This window comes from Comamonas thiooxydans, assembly GCF_002157685.2.
Taxonomy (GTDB): Bacteria; Pseudomonadota; Gammaproteobacteria; order Burkholderiales; family Burkholderiaceae_C; genus Comamonas; species Comamonas testosteroni_H.
The window spans coordinates 3,705,151-3,720,136 of the sequence record NZ_AP026738.1; the positions used below are offsets into that span (position 1 = coordinate 3,705,151).

The 14,986-nt window shown below is 61.3% G+C and carries 16 protein-coding genes and 1 pseudogene; 6 read left to right on the forward strand and 11 right to left on the reverse strand.

Annotated elements, in window-relative coordinates; all coding sequences use genetic code 11:
* Window positions 1-54 precede the first annotated feature (54 nt).
* The 7 genes from soxZ to CTR2_RS17210 form a co-directional block, all read right to left on the reverse strand.
* On the reverse strand, window positions 55-366 hold the full coding sequence (gene soxZ / locus CTR2_RS17180; RefSeq protein WP_003053938.1) for a thiosulfate oxidation carrier complex protein SoxZ: 312 nt from the start codon (window positions 364-366) through the stop codon (window positions 55-57).
* Window positions 367-398: 32 nt separating this feature from the next.
* Window positions 399-854, reverse strand: a complete 456-nt coding sequence (gene soxY / locus CTR2_RS17185) for a thiosulfate oxidation carrier protein SoxY (protein ID WP_087084532.1) — start codon at window positions 852-854, stop codon at window positions 399-401.
* A gap of 47 nt (window positions 855-901) precedes the next feature.
* On the reverse strand, window positions 902-1,972 hold the full coding sequence (locus tag CTR2_RS17190) for a c-type cytochrome (RefSeq protein ID WP_087082394.1): 1,071 nt from the start codon (window positions 1,970-1,972) through the stop codon (window positions 902-904).
* Entirely contained in the window at window positions 1,956-3,308 is a 1,353-nt protein-coding gene (gene soxC / locus CTR2_RS17195) for a sulfite dehydrogenase (protein WP_087082392.1), read from the reverse strand. Before soxC ends, CTR2_RS17190 begins: the two co-directional genes overlap by 17 nt.
* A gap of 55 nt (window positions 3,309-3,363) precedes the next feature.
* On the reverse strand, window positions 3,364-3,684 hold the full coding sequence (locus CTR2_RS17200) for a c-type cytochrome (protein WP_087082390.1): 321 nt from the start codon (window positions 3,682-3,684) through the stop codon (window positions 3,364-3,366).
* 115 nt (window positions 3,685-3,799) lie between these two features.
* A complete protein-coding gene (locus CTR2_RS17205; RefSeq protein ID WP_087082388.1) occupies window positions 3,800-4,291 on the reverse strand; it encodes a thioredoxin domain-containing protein in 492 nt (163 codons plus the stop codon).
* Entirely contained in the window at window positions 4,291-5,283 is a 993-nt protein-coding gene (locus tag CTR2_RS17210; protein WP_087082386.1) for an MBL fold metallo-hydrolase, read from the reverse strand. Before CTR2_RS17210 ends, CTR2_RS17205 begins: the two co-directional genes overlap by 1 nt.
* Window positions 5,284-5,442: 159 nt before the next feature.
* On the opposite strand from CTR2_RS17210, the gene CTR2_RS17215 reads away from it, so the two are divergent.
* Window positions 5,443-5,856, forward strand: coding sequence for a DsrE family protein (locus tag CTR2_RS17215; protein WP_003075680.1), 414 nt, complete (start codon window positions 5,443-5,445; stop codon window positions 5,854-5,856).
* 61 nt (window positions 5,857-5,917) lie between these two features.
* On the opposite strand, the gene CTR2_RS17220 is transcribed toward CTR2_RS17215, so the two are convergent.
* The gene (locus CTR2_RS17220) at window positions 5,918-6,226 is read right to left on the reverse strand and encodes an ArsR/SmtB family transcription factor (RefSeq protein ID WP_003053925.1); all 309 of its coding nucleotides are present in this window, start codon (window positions 6,224-6,226) and stop codon (window positions 5,918-5,920) included.
* A 237-nt stretch (window positions 6,227-6,463) separates the two neighbouring features.
* Entirely contained in the window at window positions 6,464-7,057 is a 594-nt protein-coding gene (locus tag CTR2_RS17225) for an NUDIX domain-containing protein (protein ID WP_176391622.1), read from the reverse strand.
* 96 nt (window positions 7,058-7,153) lie between these two features.
* Between CTR2_RS17225 and CTR2_RS17230 the strand changes: the two genes are divergently transcribed.
* On the forward strand, window positions 7,154-8,092 hold the full coding sequence (locus tag CTR2_RS17230; protein WP_087082382.1) for an MBL fold metallo-hydrolase: 939 nt from the start codon (window positions 7,154-7,156) through the stop codon (window positions 8,090-8,092).
* A 133-nt stretch (window positions 8,093-8,225) separates the two neighbouring features.
* Here the strand turns inward: CTR2_RS17230 and CTR2_RS17235 are convergent, their stop codons facing one another.
* Window positions 8,226-9,296, reverse strand: a complete 1,071-nt coding sequence (locus tag CTR2_RS17235) for a beta-keto acid cleavage family enzyme (protein WP_034358362.1) — start codon at window positions 9,294-9,296, stop codon at window positions 8,226-8,228.
* 771 nt (window positions 9,297-10,067) lie between these two features.
* Here CTR2_RS17235 and CTR2_RS17240 point away from each other — a divergent pair.
* The gene (locus CTR2_RS17240; RefSeq protein WP_254913274.1) at window positions 10,068-11,066 is read left to right on the forward strand and encodes a Bug family tripartite tricarboxylate transporter substrate binding protein; all 999 of its coding nucleotides are present in this window, start codon (window positions 10,068-10,070) and stop codon (window positions 11,064-11,066) included.
* A 77-nt stretch (window positions 11,067-11,143) separates the two neighbouring features.
* Here CTR2_RS17240 and CTR2_RS17245 read toward each other — a convergent pair whose 3' ends face one another.
* Entirely contained in the window at window positions 11,144-12,166 is a 1,023-nt protein-coding gene (locus CTR2_RS17245) for an AraC family transcriptional regulator (protein WP_087082376.1), read from the reverse strand.
* Between the two features lie 110 nt (window positions 12,167-12,276).
* Here CTR2_RS17245 and CTR2_RS17250 point away from each other — a divergent pair, with 110 nt between their 5' ends.
* From CTR2_RS17250 to CTR2_RS17260, 3 genes and pseudogenes are all read left to right on the forward strand, one after another.
* Window positions 12,277-13,188 (forward strand): TauD/TfdA dioxygenase family protein, encoded by a 912-nt coding sequence (locus tag CTR2_RS17250; protein ID WP_052088092.1) that lies wholly within the window; start codon window positions 12,277-12,279, stop codon window positions 13,186-13,188.
* Between the two features lie 15 nt (window positions 13,189-13,203).
* Window positions 13,204-13,806 carry an RBBP9/YdeN family alpha/beta hydrolase gene (locus CTR2_RS17255; RefSeq protein WP_087082374.1) on the forward strand — a complete coding sequence of 201 codons (603 nt, stop codon included), beginning with the start codon at window positions 13,204-13,206 and terminating at the stop codon, window positions 13,804-13,806.
* 99 nt (window positions 13,807-13,905) lie between these two features.
* A pseudogene (locus CTR2_RS17260) lies at window positions 13,906-14,956 on the forward strand (Bug family tripartite tricarboxylate transporter substrate binding protein).
* The last annotated feature ends 30 nt before the right edge of the window (window positions 14,957-14,986 follow it).

Below are 14,986 nucleotides of genomic sequence, written 5' to 3' on the forward strand. Positions count from 1 at the left end.
GATTCTGGACTTGGGTGAATGCTGGCCGACGGCCAGCCGCTGTCTCTGCCGTGCTCAGCTCACGGTCGCTTCATCCGTACGGGTCTCGCCCTTGTTGTCCTTCCAGCTCACCGAAATCTTGTCGCCAGCCTTGGCTCCCTTGACCACGAACTGCAGAAACGGGTTCTTGGAAACCGCAGGCCCCCACTCAGCCTGCAGCACCTGCTTGCCGTTGTGCGCGGCCGTCACCTCCTGAATAAACCAGGCGGGCACGGTCTTGCCTTCCGCATCCTTGCGCTGGCCGGTCTCCATTTCATGGGACATCAGCACGCGCACGGTGGTCTTGTCACCCGCAGCCTGGGCACGAATACGCATTGGATCAGCCATGTTCTTCTCCTGTTTCAGATGACTTTTTTCAATCAACCGCCGCAGCCACCGAGGGTGACCTTGACTTCCTTCTTGGCATAGAAGGCCTTGCCGTCATTGGTGATGGCCACTGCATAGACATCCGAGGACTGGCCCAGCTTGGCGCGCGTCAGGAAATTGGCTTCCAGCGCCTCGTTGACGGTAAAGGCCGCCACCAGCGTGTTGGGGTTCTTTTCCACCAGCACCAGCATCTGCTTCACATTGGGCAGGGTAGTCGCGGCCCCCAGGGGTACGACAGCACCGTTTTCGGCAATGTCGGGCGCGGTCAGCGTCACATCCTTGCTCTCGGCAGGCGCGGCAGCTCCCATGGCCTTGAGCACATCGGCCACGGTCTTGGCGTCGAAAGCGGTCTTGTTATAGGCAGCCTGCGCTGCTTGCGGCAGCAGGCCGGCAGCCACCAGCATGCCGAGCACGGCCGCACTGTTCCTGAGGGCGTCTCTACGTTTCATCTTTGTCTCCTTTTCATTCACTTCACAGTCGCACGACACAAGCTGCATCAGGGCTTGGCGCCCGCCGCCAGCCACTGGGCAATTACCTTGGCATCAGCATCGCTGAGATTGGGCTGAGGTGGCATGGGTGTTGATCCCCAGACGCCCGAGCCTCCGACCCTGATCTTGTTTGCCAGATAGTCCTGCTGGCCACTGTGCTTGCTGGCAATTTCGCTGAAGGCCGGGCCGACGAGTTTCTGCGCCATGCCGTGGCAAGCCATGCAGGCGTTCTTTTCCAGCAAGGCCGTCGGTGCCGCACTGCCCGATTTCCTGTCAACCGCAGGCTTGACCGCCTTGCTTGCACCGCCATCGGTCTCGATGCCACGCTGGGCACCGACCAGCCGGTTCTGCTGAGCCAGATTGCCGTGGTTGTTGCTGGCATGCTCGGGCAAGGCCGAGCGCAGCCTGGGCTCGGGGCCGCAGTTGCTCATGCAGGCAGTGGCCAGCACATCGGGCCTGGCGCCTTTGCCGAACTCGTTGCCGGGCCACAGCGCGTGCCGGGTCGTCATGCCGTTGCGGTTGGGCAGCTTCTGCTGCACCTCGGCGATATTCCTGTCGCTGAGCGTGAAGTTCTCGGGCACCACACCGCCAAGGTTGAGCAGATAGGCCGTGACGGCATACACCTCTTCGGTGGACAGCGACTTGGGCGCATTCCAGGGCATGGCCCGGTTGATGTAATCCCACAGCGTGGAGACCGTGGCCACCTTCATCATGGTCGTGCGGCCCGGAAAGGCCGGATCCTTGAGCCGCGCCACATGCCCGGTCTTGATGTCCTCGGCCGTGGTGCCGCCGACCAGCGGGCTGAACACCTCGTTGGATTCGCCAAACACCCCATGGCAGGATGCACATTTGGCCTCCCACACATCCATGCCTTTTTGCACCGAGCCCGAGCCCGCGGGCAGCCCCTTGAAGTCAGGGCGCACATCGATATCCCAGGCCAGAACCTCCTTGCTCGTGGCATTGCGGCCCACGCCGGGATAGCGGTCGTCGGCAGACTTGCTCTGCGCCGCAGCGGGTCCGGCGGCCACGCCCATGGCAAGCAGCGCCAGCAGGAGCAGAGGTTTATGCAAGCTGAACATTCGCGACCTCCCCGTTGGCACGTACCGCCCAGGACTGGATGGAATTGTTGTGATAGATGGAGCGCGTGCCGCGCGCGGCACGCAGTTGCTGGTAGGTGGGCTGCACATAGCCGGTCTCATCCATGGCGCGGCTCTGGATGATGCATTCCTCGCCATTCCAGACCCAGTCCAGATTGAAGCGCGTCAGGCATTTGCCCATCACCGGCCCTTCGAGCCGAGCCGTGCGCCAGTTGCGACCGCCGTCGACGCTCACATCCACGCGCCTGACCTTGCCGCGGCCCGACCAGGCCAGCCCCGTGATGTTGTAGAAACCCTTGTCCAGCAGCATCTGCCCACCGGAAGGCGTCGTGACCACACTCTTGCATTCCTGAATGCTCGAGTACTGGCGGTGCTGTCCGTCAGGCATCAGATCGACATAGTGGATCGCCTCGTCCTTGGCCGCATACGGCATATCACCGACTTCGATACGGCGCAGATACTTCACCCAGCTCACACCTTGCACGCCCGGCACCACCAGGCGCAGCGGATAGCCCTGCTCGGGCCGCAGCATCTCGCCGTTCTGGCCATAGGCGACCAGCACCTCACCGGAAGTGATCAACTCCACGGGAATGGTGCGCGTCATCGACGAGCCGTCGGCTCCCTCGGCCAGGATGAACCTGCCTTTTTTCAGATCGGCCCCGGCCATCTCCAGCAGGGTGATCAGGGGCACGCCCGTGAACTCGCTGCACGACAGCATGCCGTGTGTGTACTGCACCGTGGGCACGGCCACATTGCCCCACTCCATGCCGGTGTTGGCGCCGCATTCGATGAAATGAAAGCGCGACACCGAAGGCAGACGCATGATCTCGTCCATGGTGAAGACCTTGGGATTCTTCACCAGACCGTTGATCATCAGTCGGTGCTTGGAAGGGTCGATATCCCACCAGCCCTGATGGTGACGCTCGAAATGCAGACCGCTGGGCGTGACGATGCCGAACAGCGACTGCAGCGGCGCAAACGATACCGAGGCCTGCTTGGTCTGGGTCAGCCCCGGGCTCTGGCGGCGCTGCACATTGGCCTCGTATCTGGAGGGCTTGCCGTAGCCGTCGGTGACTACCGGCTGGCCCAGGCCCTTGCTGTGTGCGGGCAGCTCCAGAATATTCGGATCTCCATCGCCGCTCGTGGCCTGCCGGCCCTGCGCATGGACGGCTGCCGCGCCGGCCGCCGCAGCCGCGAAAGCCCCGCGAATGAAGTCACGCCGACCTGCCCTGGCTTCGGCAAACACCGTACCTACATCGTCCGCCCGCACAAAGTTCTCGGGTGCCTTGCGCACCTTTCCCATCAACTGGCTTTGCATAAGCTCTCTCTTTGATCGTTGGTGGCACTCACCGGGAAAGCACGACACACCTGTTTCATTTGGAGCCCTTGAGAATCCAGGCCGCCAGCGTCTGGGTGTCTGCATCGCTGAGTGCTGGCTGGGCGGGCATGGGCACCGGCCCCCATTTGCCGGAGCCACCGGCCTTGATGCTTTTGACCAGATAGGTCTGCGCATCAGCCTGGGCCGCATATTTCCTAGCCACATCCTGGAACGCCGGGCCTACCAGCTTCTTGTCCGCCGCATGGCAGGCCATGCAGGCGTTCTTCTGCGCCAATGCCTGATCCGCCTGTGCCAGTGCGGGAACAGCCAGCCCCAGCAGCACCGTCAAGCCACTCAGCCAGGATGCAGTTTTCATCGCTTGGTCTCCTTATATTTATATATAAGCATGTTGTTATTTAAAGTATCGGGCAGGACGCCGAATTTGAAATCCCGCGCTAACCCTCGTTCTTCCCCAGCAGGAACAACGAAGCTCAGCGTCCCTGCACCGCCGCGCGCGCCGTCTGCATACGCTGCTCCAGATAAGCGCCATAGAAGTCGGGGATGGAGCTGCCGCTCAAACGCTCGGCCACCTCCTTGTGAGCGGCTCCATAAAAGAGCACGGTCGGCGCCACCTCTATGCCCAGTTGCCTGACCATGCCGCCATGCGTGGTCGTCACGCCATCCCAGTCCCGCAAAGGCTCGGACGACAGAAAATGAATCTGGGTCACCAGGGCTCCGGAGCGCTGCAGCGGCAGCAGATGATGCTCGCGCACCAGCTTGCAGAACGGGCAGCCGTGCAGGCTGGCCATCACCACCAGCGGCTGCTTGCCAGCCAGCGCCAAGGCCAGGTCGTGCTGCAGGCTCTGGCTGGTGGGCAGCAGACGCTCCGAGGCATCGAGCCCCGCCCATGCCGGGGCCGCACCCGCCAGCAAAAGCTGCAAGCACAGTCTTCTGCGGGCACGAAAGGAGCTGGCTGCTTCCATCACTGCTTTTCCTGCTCCATCAACAAAAAGGTGTTGTAGGCATTCATGCGATTGGCTTCCTTGAACAGCGGATAAGCCGAGAACCTGGACCAGTCCGTCGTCTGATAGGCCTCGTCAAACGGGTCGAGGTTGGCTGCGGCCTTGCCCATGGCCTCGCGCAGATAGTGCAGATAGTCTCGCGTCAGCTGCATGTCCTGACGCGGCTGCTCGGAGGCCGGGCCGTGGCCCGGCACCATGACCTTGACGGGCAGCTTGAGCAACTCGTCCAGCGCGGCAATCCAGTGCCGGCTGTCGGCCTGGCCCACATAGGGAATGCGGTTGCGAAACACCACATCGCCGATGAAGAGCACGCCGCTTTGCGGCAGGAAGATGGCCGTATCCTCCGGCGTATGCGATGGCCCCATATGCTGCAGCACAAAATCCACGCCCCCGACCCTGAGTGTGGAGCTGTCGCCCGACACCCATTGGTTCGCCGACACCAGCTGCGTGTTCCGGTCGACCCAGGGTGCCAGATCCTTACGCGAAGCCTCAAGCCGCAGATGCGCGGTCTCTGAGTTGATGTATTCACGCGCCTGAACATGGGCCACGATCTTTGCGCCCAGAGCCTCGAACACCTGCAAGCCATAGATGTGGTCGGCGTGATAGTGGGTCAGCAGCACATGGCTGATGGGTTTGGGCGTCAGCGTACGGATTTTCTGCACCAGCTCCTCGGCCAGTGCGGGCGAACCCAGCGCATCGATCACGACCACGCTGTCATGGGTGATGACAAAGCCTGCATTGGAGATGAAGTTGCGATTGGCCGGGCTGCCCAGCGCCGATACGCCCTGCACAAAAAACACATTGGCAGCCACCTGTTGCAACTCCATCACGTGCTTGCTGGCCGCTTGCGGAATGAACGACCTCGGGGCTGCATCATGCGCTGCCGCTGTACCTGTCGCTGCAATCGCTGCCCACACAAAGCTCCTCAGCACAGCTCCTGCCCAGCTTGTCATGGCTTTGTCTCCCCTGCATGGGCAGCGCGTCATGCATGCATGTCGCCACTAGCGCTTGCCCTATTTTTGAATGTTTGCGTCATCGTTAATATAAGCAAGTGGCAATATTTAACCAGCAGCATCTTCCCTGATGCCTACAGACCCCACAGGAGACCTTCGATGAAGCGCCAACTTGTTGCCCTGAGCTTTGCCCTGTGTACGGCGATTGCCGCCGCTCAGGATGTGAAAGTGGTCTATCACGTCAACACCGGAGTGGAGACCGCGGCCGCCATACTCGCCAATATCAATAACGAACTCAATGCCTCGCCCACGGACAAGATCGTGGTGGTCACCCATGGGCCCGGCATAGACTTTCTGCTGAACAATGCCAAGGACAGCAAGGGCCGCGAGTTCAGCGGCCAGGTCAGCGCACTGGTGGGGCGCGGCGTGGAGTTCAAGGTCTGCAACAACACGCTGCAAACGCGCAAGCTCGAGGCCTCAAGCCTGCTGATGGAAGCCTCGGTCGTCCCCTCCGGTGTGGCCGAAGTCGCACGCCTGCAGGCCAAAGAGGGCTTTGTCTATCTCAAGCCCTGAACCGCATGGGGCCATGAAAAAAGGCGCACGGTGCGCCTTTCTTCTTTTGGGGCTCAAGCCATCAGTTCTGTTCGATGGCAATCTGCACACAGATGGTGCGGCACATATGGACGACCTTCTCGTTGGCGATGAAGTAGTAGATGCTGACCCCTTCACGCCTGCGGCCCAGAATGCCGGACTGATACAGCGTGTTCAGGTGCTGAGACATATTGGGCTGGGTCGTGTCTATGGAAGCCAGCAGCTCGGAGACGTTTTTCTCTCCGTTGCACAGCGCGCTGATGATCTTCAGCCGCATGGGCGCAGCCATGGCTTTGAACAGCTCGGCCGCACTCTCGAAAACGCTGTCATCCTCAAGCTCTGACGATTCCATGAAACACTCCTGAACACCGCTTCAGACTGCAACCCTCATTCAAATAGAGGTGGCACGCCATGGTGCATGGCACCAGTTTATAGGAAGGTCATGCAGCGCCTGTCATCACCCGACGACAAACACTGGCTGGCATCAGGCAATCCCGAAAAAGAAGCAGCCAGCGCCCGACTGATATGAATTTCAGGCACTTTCATAGCTAAAACCCATTTTCGACGTGCGCAAGCAGCTATCAAAAAGTCAAGCCGGCTTCCACTCCAGAGACCAGGCACCGCTTTGCACATTCTGCAACCACAGACAGCAGCTCAAGGTCTTGGCATCGGTGACCTGGCCGCTACGCACGCCGTCCAGCAACTCGGCAGGTGTCATGCTGCAGACATCGAGAAACTCGTCGGCATCGAGCTGGCGCTCGCCTGCAGTCAGGCCGCGCGCAAAGAAGATGTGAATGACTTCGTCCGAGTAGCCGATCGCCAGATGCATGGGCCCGGCATAAGCCCATTCGCGCGCACTGTAGCCGGTCTCCTCCAGCAGCTCGCGCTGGGCGCAGAGCAGCGGCTGCTCGCCCGCATCGAGCTTGCCTGCGGGAAACTCCGTCATGACCCGGCCCACGGGGTAGCGAAACTGCCGCTCCAGCAGCACGCGGCCATCGTCGAGCAGGCCTATCACCACCACGGCGCCGGGGTGCACCACATACTCGCGCGTGGCCTGACCGCCATGGGGCAGGCGCACGGTATCAAGCTTTACTTGCAGAAAACTGCCCTGATGCACCAGCTCGCTTTTGATGGGGTGCTCGATCAGATGGGCTTCCTGAGCCTGTTTGTCTTGTTGGGTCATCTCCGACTCGTCTTTCAAAGCGCTGTGGTGACAGCGCAAATACATCCAAGGTCTTAATCTTCGCAGAAGCCGGCTTCACTTTCCTCCACTCAGACCATGATGCATCCCACCGACACAGCCCAGACAGACATACAGCGCCACCAGTTCGGCCGCGTGACGGTGTTTCGCGGCGCCAAGGGCGGCAAGTATCCGGACGGCAACCAGATCATGATTCGCGGCAGCGATACGCTGGCAGCGCTGGATACGCCTATCGTTGCCAACCACATCGGGACCGAGTTCGATGCCACCGAGCTGGTGGTGATGGGTCATGTGCATGAAGACCATATGGCCGGCCTGCACCGCCTACCAGACGCACAGGTCTTTGCTCATGTAGGCGATCTTGCGGCCTTGCTAAGCTGGGAGGGCCTGGTTGCCACCTTTGGCTGGGTCGATTCGGCTCAGGCCGACATCATGCGCAACAAGCTGGAGAGCGAATTCTTCTACGCCCCCAGACCCGATGCCAAGGGCTACGAAGATGGAGCCGTCTGGGAGCTGGGTCAGTCGCAGATTCACGCCATTCATATGCCTGGCCATACCGCCGGCCATACCGTGCTGCTGATCGAGCCCGAAGGTGTTGCCTTTATCGGCGATATCGACCTGACAGGCTTCGGCCCTTATTACGGCGATGCCTGCTCCTGTCTGGCGGACTTTCGCCGCAGCCTGGCGCGGCTGCCCGAGATCGATGCCCGGGTCTGGGTGACCTCGCACCACAAGGGCATTTACACGGAACGCGAGGCGTTTCTGCGAGACCTCAAGCGCTTTGCTGCGGTCATTGACGAGCGCGGTGCACGCATTCTCGAATGGCTGAGGCAGCGGCCCATGACGCTCTCGCAGATGGTGGAGCAGCGCCTGCTCTACCCGCAAGGCTTTGATGCGCCCTGGGTACAGGGGGCCGAGACGCGAAGCATTTCCCAGCATCTGGATGAGCTGCTGGCGGTCGGAGAAATCCTGCAGGAGCGCAACGTGCGCGGCGAAGACCTTTATCTGCGGGCTTGAATCCAGAGAAATAAAAAAGCCGACTTCTCAAGGAAGTCGGCGGGGGTAGGCGCTTGGCCACGCATCCACCAGGCAAGCGTGACAAACGCACAGCGGCTAGATGAGCCGGGCCCGGTCACCCGGGCTTTGAGACTCAGGCCACAGCGTCCATGGGCTTGCGCAGAAAGCCCTGGTTGGCGCCCTTGCGGTTGGGCGCGAAGCCGTTCCTGGCCAGGGTTTCGTCGGCGGTTTCGTAGAACACGCCGATCTGCTTGATCTCGCGGGCCTGCTGGGCCGTGGCAATCGGGCGACCGAACTCGCCCGCAATACGCACCAGTTGCTTGATCTGCTCCACGGTGCTCATCTTGCCGGTGCGGGTCTGATTCCACAGCACGTCTTCGATACCGCAGCGCACATGCAGGCCCAGGGCCATGCCGATCATATTGATGGGCAGCACGTTCAGCACCGAGCTTTCCACCGTCACGATGGCGTTGTCGGGCACGGCGCGCAGCATATTGGCCAGGTTGTAGATATTGGCCTGGTCCATGCCGCCGCTGATGGCGACCCAGTTCATGACCAGCGGGCCCTTGTAGACGCCGCGGCGGATCATGCGCTCTATGGTCTCGAAACTGTTGATGTTGTAGACCTGGAAGGCGCTCTGGATGCCCTTTTCGGACAGGCGACGGATATGTTCTTCAACGAAGCTGGGGTTCGAGGGAACAATCATGTCCTTGTAGGTCTTGTGCAGATGCGGGAAACCGCGCGAGACACCGCGGAAGTCATCCTCGCCGGCATGCTCGGTCACGTTCATCTGCGTGGTGTTCACGGTCACCGTCACCTGGTCGGGTACCGGAGTCAGCTCGGCCAGCATATGGCGGGTATCGTCGGAGAGCCACTTGGCTTCGCCATCCGGGCCTTCGGGCGCAAAGCTGATGGAGCCGCCGACCTGGATGATCATCTCGGGCACACGCTCACGCACACCGGCAATAAGCTCGTTGAACTTGGACAGACGCTTGCTGCCCTTGCCGTCGTCTTCACGCACATGCAGATGCAGCACGGTGGCACCGGCCTCATAGCAGTCCACGGCCTTCTGAATCTGCTCTTCCATCGTGATGGGGATGTCCTCGGGGAAGTCCGAGGGAATCCAGCCCGGAGCGTAGGGAGCGGCAGTGATGATCAGCGGTTGCTGGTTTTCGGGATACAGGTGACCGTCAAGAAAGTTCATGGTTGTTGTCTCCGGTTTGAGTGCGAGAAATCAGTGTCTGGACAAACTGCATCAGCCGATTTCAGGCCATTGCCGATGCGTGAGGCCAGTATCAAATGCCGTGTGAGATGCCACTTTGCATTTCAAGACACGCGCTTTCTCAAACGCGACAAGGCCGGCAAACCAGGCCTGAAGGTGATTGGGGCAGGCAACAGAGAGACGAAATCGGTTCATGCACTGCAAAAGTCCAGGCGACTGCTGCGCACCATCGGCAACCTGCGATCCCCCCCCTCCTCGCGGCTCCGATTGCAAGGCGCCCATACCGCGCCTCAAGCACGCTCGAAGCCATGCAGGCTGCAGCCCTACATCGGGTAAGTGCGGAGTACTGCAGTCATCAAATGCGAAGTCGCAGGCATGAAACGCCAAGTCACCGAACTTGCGGACCTCCATCATGAATTGGTGCATTCCTACACCCCAAGCACAAGAGCGCAGGGACATGCCGGCCGATTCAGCGGATCACCTATTCGTTGGGTCTGCCCCCCCTGCGAGACAGAGATCGGCGTCATGCCGAATGTCTGCCCCCCATGAAAAAACGACAGGAGACATCAATGACAACCGCTGTGAATTTTGCAGGACCACCCGGCCCGCAAGTGATGCCAGTGATTCGCGTCTTGCAAGCCAGAGCCGATAACGCCGCTGCAAAGCAGGCGCTGAATGCTTACGTTCTTGAAGATGAGGGTCACAGACTCTCCCTCCAGCGCCATCTGAGCAACTCCATTTAGGAGCCCACACATGCGAAACATTGTTCAAAACCTGCGTTCCTGCGCCGCAATTCTTTGCGTCGGCGCAATGGTCAGCACCTCCGTACAAGCCCAGACCCCAGCACCCGCCTGGCCCGTCAAACCCATCCGCCTCGTCGTTCCTGCGCCTCCTGGTGGCATCACCGATGGTGTGGCGCGCCTGGTGGCCGATCATCTGCAGACCAATCTAGGCCAGCCCGTGGTGGTGGACAACAAGCCCGGCGGCTCGGCCGTGATTGCCGAGCGCGCCGTGATGAATGCACCTGCCGACTGGCATACGCTGATGATTGCGCCCTCCAGCATCTGGACCGACTTTCCACTCACCGTGAAGACGCCGTTTGACGTACACAAGACATTCACCTATGTCTCGGATGTGGCCTCCATGGTGCATATGCTGGTGGCCAACAACAGCTTTCCCCCCAACAGGATTCAGGAGGTGCTGGACTATGCAAAAAAGAGCAGCAGCCCGATCAATATCGCCAACCTGAGCCCCGGCACTCGTTCCGACATGCTGGGTGAGTTGCTGAGCGAGAAAAGCGGCGGCAAGATCACCGCCGTGCCCTACAAGGGCTCGGCCCCTGCCATCGTCGATCTGATCGGCAACCAGGTACAACTGACCTTTGAAGTGGTGACCAATGCCGCCCCGCTGGTCAAGGCCGGCAAGGTCAAGGCTCTGGGCGTGGTCTCGCCCAACCGCTCGCGCCTGCTACCCGATGTGCCCAGCTTTGCCGAGCAGAACATGCCCGACTTTGTTCTGCCCGATGCGAGTGTGGGACTGTTCGTGCTCAGCAGCACGCCCCCGCCCCTGATCCAGAAGGTGCGCCAGGAGATGGACAAGGTGACCCAATCCCCAAAGTTCCAGACGCAGCTCAAAACCCAGGGCTTTGACGCACCCCAGCCCAGCACGATGACTGAGCTGCAACAAAAAATGCTGAACACGGTGGAGCAGAACCGCAAAATTCTGAGCAAGCTCAGAATCGCCAGCAACTGAAGGACGCTGGCGTAGCCGCCCTCTCCCAGGGGCGGCACTTTGGTAGTGTGTTTGGCGGGCCCCTGCGGCCCGCTTTTTTATGCGCCGCCCGTGCCTTCGGTCTGTGCCTTGGCACGGCTGTCCTTGGCACTGCAGCCAAACTGGCTCTGATACCAGCGCGAAAAACTGCTGGGGGCCGTAAAGCCCAACAGCTCGGCCACTTCGGTCAGAGAGCGGTTGCTCTCAAACACATAGCGCACGGCCAGTTCCTTGCGGATATCGTTCATCAGAGAAGAAAAGCTCTGCCCCTTTTCCGTCAGCCGGCGCTGAATGGTGCGTGGCACCACACCCAGGTGCTCGCTGACCTTCTCTATGCTGCAGCGACCGCTGGGCAACAGCAGCAAGATGGTCCGGCGCACATCGTCCAGCACCGCTTCCTCGCTCGTGGGCGCCACGGACTCCAGCAGCTTCTGGGCATAGCGCACCATGGCAGGATCGGCAAACTCGTTGCGTGTATCGAGATCGGCCTTGACGCAGACAATGCAGTTGAACTCCTGATTGAACTGCACGCGCGGGCCGAACATCAGGTGATGCATGCTCAGGTCCTTGGGCGCGGCGTGCTCGAAACACACCATGCGAGGCTGCCAGTCGCGACCTATCAGCTGCCGAATGGCGCGCACCATCACGCCCAGCGCCAGCTCCACGCGCTGACGCGTAGGCTCATGGGCACGGCCGGCCAGCAACAGCTCACGGATCAGCACCGTGTCGGCCTGCTCGTCCAGCTCCAGCGTCATGGCGCCGTTGAGCAGGGCCAGATGGCGCACCAGCAGGTTCAGCGAATCGCGCAGCGTAGCCTGATCGCGAATCAGCAGGCCCACCGGCCCCATATTGGACAGCAGGCGCGAGCGCGCCATGCACAGACCAAAGCTTTCATTGCCCGACTGCGTGGCCGAGGCCTGCAGCAAACGCCCCACCTTGTCCACCGGAATCATCAGATCCGGCTCGTCGAGCACACCGGGGTTCAGGCCGGCATCGAGCAGCATGCGCGCGCCATTCAGCCCCGAAGCCTGAGCGACTTCGGCGTAATTGGTCAAGCAGGCTGCGCGAACGAGAGAGGCCATGGGGTTTCACTAACTTGGCACTAATTGCAAAGCACCAGTCATGTAATGACAAGCGCCGATCGAGGGGAGTTTTCACACTGGCGACATTGATTCTATAAGGAGACTTCCCAATGAAAAACGAGGTTGGCGCAGCACCCGCCCTTATCCGCTCCAGCTCTTTGACCCGCTCGCTGGAAGTCAATCCTCTGACCTGCTCCATCGGTGCGGAGCTGTCCAACGTTCACCTGGGAGCGGCCGCAGAGGACGAGGGCTTGATGGCCGAAATCCGCCAGGCACTGCTCAAGCACCGCGTGATCTTTTTCCGCGACCAGGACATCACACGCGCCGAGCATGTGGCGTTTGCGCGCAAATTTGGCGAGCTGGAAGACCACCCGGTGGTGGGAAGCCACCCCGAGCACCCTGGCCTGGTGCAGATCTACAAGACCCCCGACAACCCTCTGGACCGCAACGAGAACTCATGGCACACCGACGCCACCTGGCGCGAGCAGCCCCCCATGGGCTGCGTGCTGCGCTGCGTTGAATGCCCGCCCGTGGGCGGCGACACCATGTGGGTGAACATGGTGATGGCCTATGAGAACCTGCCAGACGACATCAAGGTCAAGATCGAGCATCTGCGTGCCCGCCATAGCATCGAAGCGAGCTTTGGTGCCGTCATGCCTATCGAAAAACGCCTGGCACTCAAGGCCCAATACCCCGACGCCGAGCACCCCGTGGTCCGCATCCACCCCGAAACCGGCGAGAAGATTCTGTTCGTCAACAGCAGCTTCACCACCCATTTCACCAACTACAACACACCTGCCAATGTGCGCTTCGGCCTAGACAAATCGCCCGGCTCCTCGCAACTGCTCAATTACCTCACCAGCCAGGCCATGATTCCCGAGTACCAGGTGCGCTTCAAATGGAGCAAAAACAGCGTAGCCTTCTGGGACAACCGCTCCACCCAGCACTACGCTGTGATGGACTACCAGCCCTGCCACCGCAAGATGGAACGCACCGCCATCATCGGCGGCCCCACGGACTGAGCCAGGAGACAGAAGATGACCTTGAAGCACACGATTCTCATCATCCCCGGCCTGCGCGACCATGTGCAAGAGCACTGGCAGACGCTGCTGGCCAAGGAACTGACTGCGCAGTCCGTCCCCTGCGTCACCGTGCCACCGCTGGAGCAGGACAAGCTCAGTTGCCAGGCCCGCCTGGACGCGATCGACCGAGCACTGGACGGTATCGACGGCCCCGTCATCATCGTGGCACACAGCGCCGGCTGCATGATGGTCGCGCACTGGGCGCTGCGCCGAGCCCGCCCCATTCTCGGAGCCTTGCTTGCAGCCCCCGCCGATGTGGAAACCCAGATGCCTGCCGGCTATCCCCCCAAGGATGTGCTGACAGCCCACGGCTGGACGCCCATCCCGCGCCAGCGCCTGCCGTTTCCCACACTGCTGGCAGCCAGCAGCAATGACCCGCTGACCCAGTTGGAGCGCGCGCGCGGCTTTGCGCGCGACTGGGGGAGCGAGCTGGTGGAGCTGGGCCCCCAGGGCCACCTGAACCCGGCCTCGGGCCACGGTCCCTGGCCGCAGGCAAAACAGCTGATCGAGGATTTGCAGGCTCGGATCGAAGCCCGACAGCCCGAGCCAACGGCCTGAGCCGCCTGAAGACCATCACGATGAATGCGCAGCCACCCACAATATATAAAAGGTGCGCGCAGATGGGGAGCCAGATCTCCCCATTGAAGGAGACAAGCAATGAAGGCAACGACACCCGCCTCGCGCAATTCAGTGGACACCGCAGGTTTTCGCACCGCGACAGCCTGCGCACTGCGCCGGAAATTAGGCCTGGCCGTCATGGCCGTGGCCGCCAGCCTGGCCTTGCCCGCACAGGCCGAACAGACCACGGACTGGCCGACCAGGCCCATACGCCTGATCGTCACCGGGCCTGCCGGTGGCACAGCTGACACCCTGGCCCGTCTGCTGGCAGAGGGCATGCAGCAAGAGCTCAAGCAGCCCGTGATCGTGGAATCCAAGGCCGGTGCCTCGGGGGCCATCGGCATCCAGGACCTCAAGTCCCATGGCAAAAGCGGCTACACCTTTCTGGTGATTCAGGACGGAGCACTGAGCGAGGCGCCCCTGGCCCAGAAAGTCAGTTTCGACCCGTTCAAGGACCTGACGCCGCTGGCCCAGCTCACACGCACCGGCCTGGTCATGGTCGCCAACAAGGATCTGCCGTTCCAGACCCTGCCCGAATTCATCAGCTACGCCAGACAGCAACGCGACTGCGTGGACTTTGCCTCCTACGCCACGGGCCTGAAGGGTCACAACGGGCATGCTGCTGGGCCAGTTGGCCAAGATCAATATGCGCCATGTGGGCTACAAGGGCTCGCCCCCTGCGCTGGTGGATCTCATGGGTGGTCATATCCCGGTGATGTTCGATGGCGTCACCACTTCGCTCCCCCTGATTCGCAGCGGCAAGATCAAGGCACTGGCCGCCGTCTACCCGACCCGCCTGCAAGCCCTGCCCGACGTGCCGACGTTCACGGAGCTGGGCTATCCGCAGCTGTCCAAACCCGGCTGGTTCGCCCTGTGGTCCCACCCGCAAACCCCGGCCGTCATCCAGCAGAAGCTGCGGGATGTGGCGCTGGCACATTTCCGCAAGGAGTCCGTGCTCAAACAGCTCGCCACGGTGGGCATGGAGCCCGGCCAGCCCCTTACCACGGCAGAAATGACGGCCGACCTCAAAGAGGCCAGCCGCAAGCAGGCAGCCCTACTCAAGTCCATAGGCTACAAGCCCGAAAACTGAGGCCCGGGTCCTTGAGCAGTGGCTCTCAAG

Coding starts and splice junctions, on each gene's coding strand:
- CTR2_RS17215 (WP_003075680.1), top strand. CDS start 5,443: ATGAAGCGCCAACTTGTTGCCCTGAGCTTTGCCCTGTGTACGGCGATT.
- CTR2_RS17220 (WP_003053925.1), bottom strand. CDS start 6,226: ATGGAATCGTCAGAGCTTGAGGATGACAGCGTTTTCGAGAGTGCGGCC.
- soxY (WP_087084532.1), bottom strand. CDS start 854: ATGAAACGTAGAGACGCCCTCAGGAACAGTGCGGCCGTGCTCGGCATG.
- CTR2_RS17240 (WP_254913274.1), top strand. CDS start 10,068: ATGCGAAACATTGTTCAAAACCTGCGTTCCTGCGCCGCAATTCTTTGC.
- CTR2_RS17235 (WP_034358362.1), bottom strand. CDS start 9,296: ATGAACTTTCTTGACGGTCACCTGTATCCCGAAAACCAGCAACCGCTG.
- CTR2_RS17190 (WP_087082394.1), bottom strand. CDS start 1,972: ATGTTCAGCTTGCATAAACCTCTGCTCCTGCTGGCGCTGCTTGCCATG.
- soxZ (WP_003053938.1), bottom strand. CDS start 366: ATGGCTGATCCAATGCGTATTCGTGCCCAGGCTGCGGGTGACAAGACC.
- CTR2_RS17210 (WP_087082386.1), bottom strand. CDS start 5,283: ATGACAAGCTGGGCAGGAGCTGTGCTGAGGAGCTTTGTGTGGGCAGCG.
- CTR2_RS17225 (WP_176391622.1), bottom strand. CDS start 7,057: ATGACCCAACAAGACAAACAGGCTCAGGAAGCCCATCTGATCGAGCAC.
- CTR2_RS17205 (WP_087082388.1), bottom strand. CDS start 4,291: ATGGAAGCAGCCAGCTCCTTTCGTGCCCGCAGAAGACTGTGCTTGCAG.
- CTR2_RS17200 (WP_087082390.1), bottom strand. CDS start 3,684: ATGAAAACTGCATCCTGGCTGAGTGGCTTGACGGTGCTGCTGGGGCTG.
- CTR2_RS17255 (WP_087082374.1), top strand. CDS start 13,204: ATGACCTTGAAGCACACGATTCTCATCATCCCCGGCCTGCGCGACCAT.
- CTR2_RS17230 (WP_087082382.1), top strand. CDS start 7,154: ATGATGCATCCCACCGACACAGCCCAGACAGACATACAGCGCCACCAG.
- soxC (WP_087082392.1), bottom strand. CDS start 3,308: ATGCAAAGCCAGTTGATGGGAAAGGTGCGCAAGGCACCCGAGAACTTT.
- CTR2_RS17250 (WP_052088092.1), top strand. CDS start 12,277: ATGAAAAACGAGGTTGGCGCAGCACCCGCCCTTATCCGCTCCAGCTCT.
- CTR2_RS17245 (WP_087082376.1), bottom strand. CDS start 12,166: ATGGCCTCTCTCGTTCGCGCAGCCTGCTTGACCAATTACGCCGAAGTC.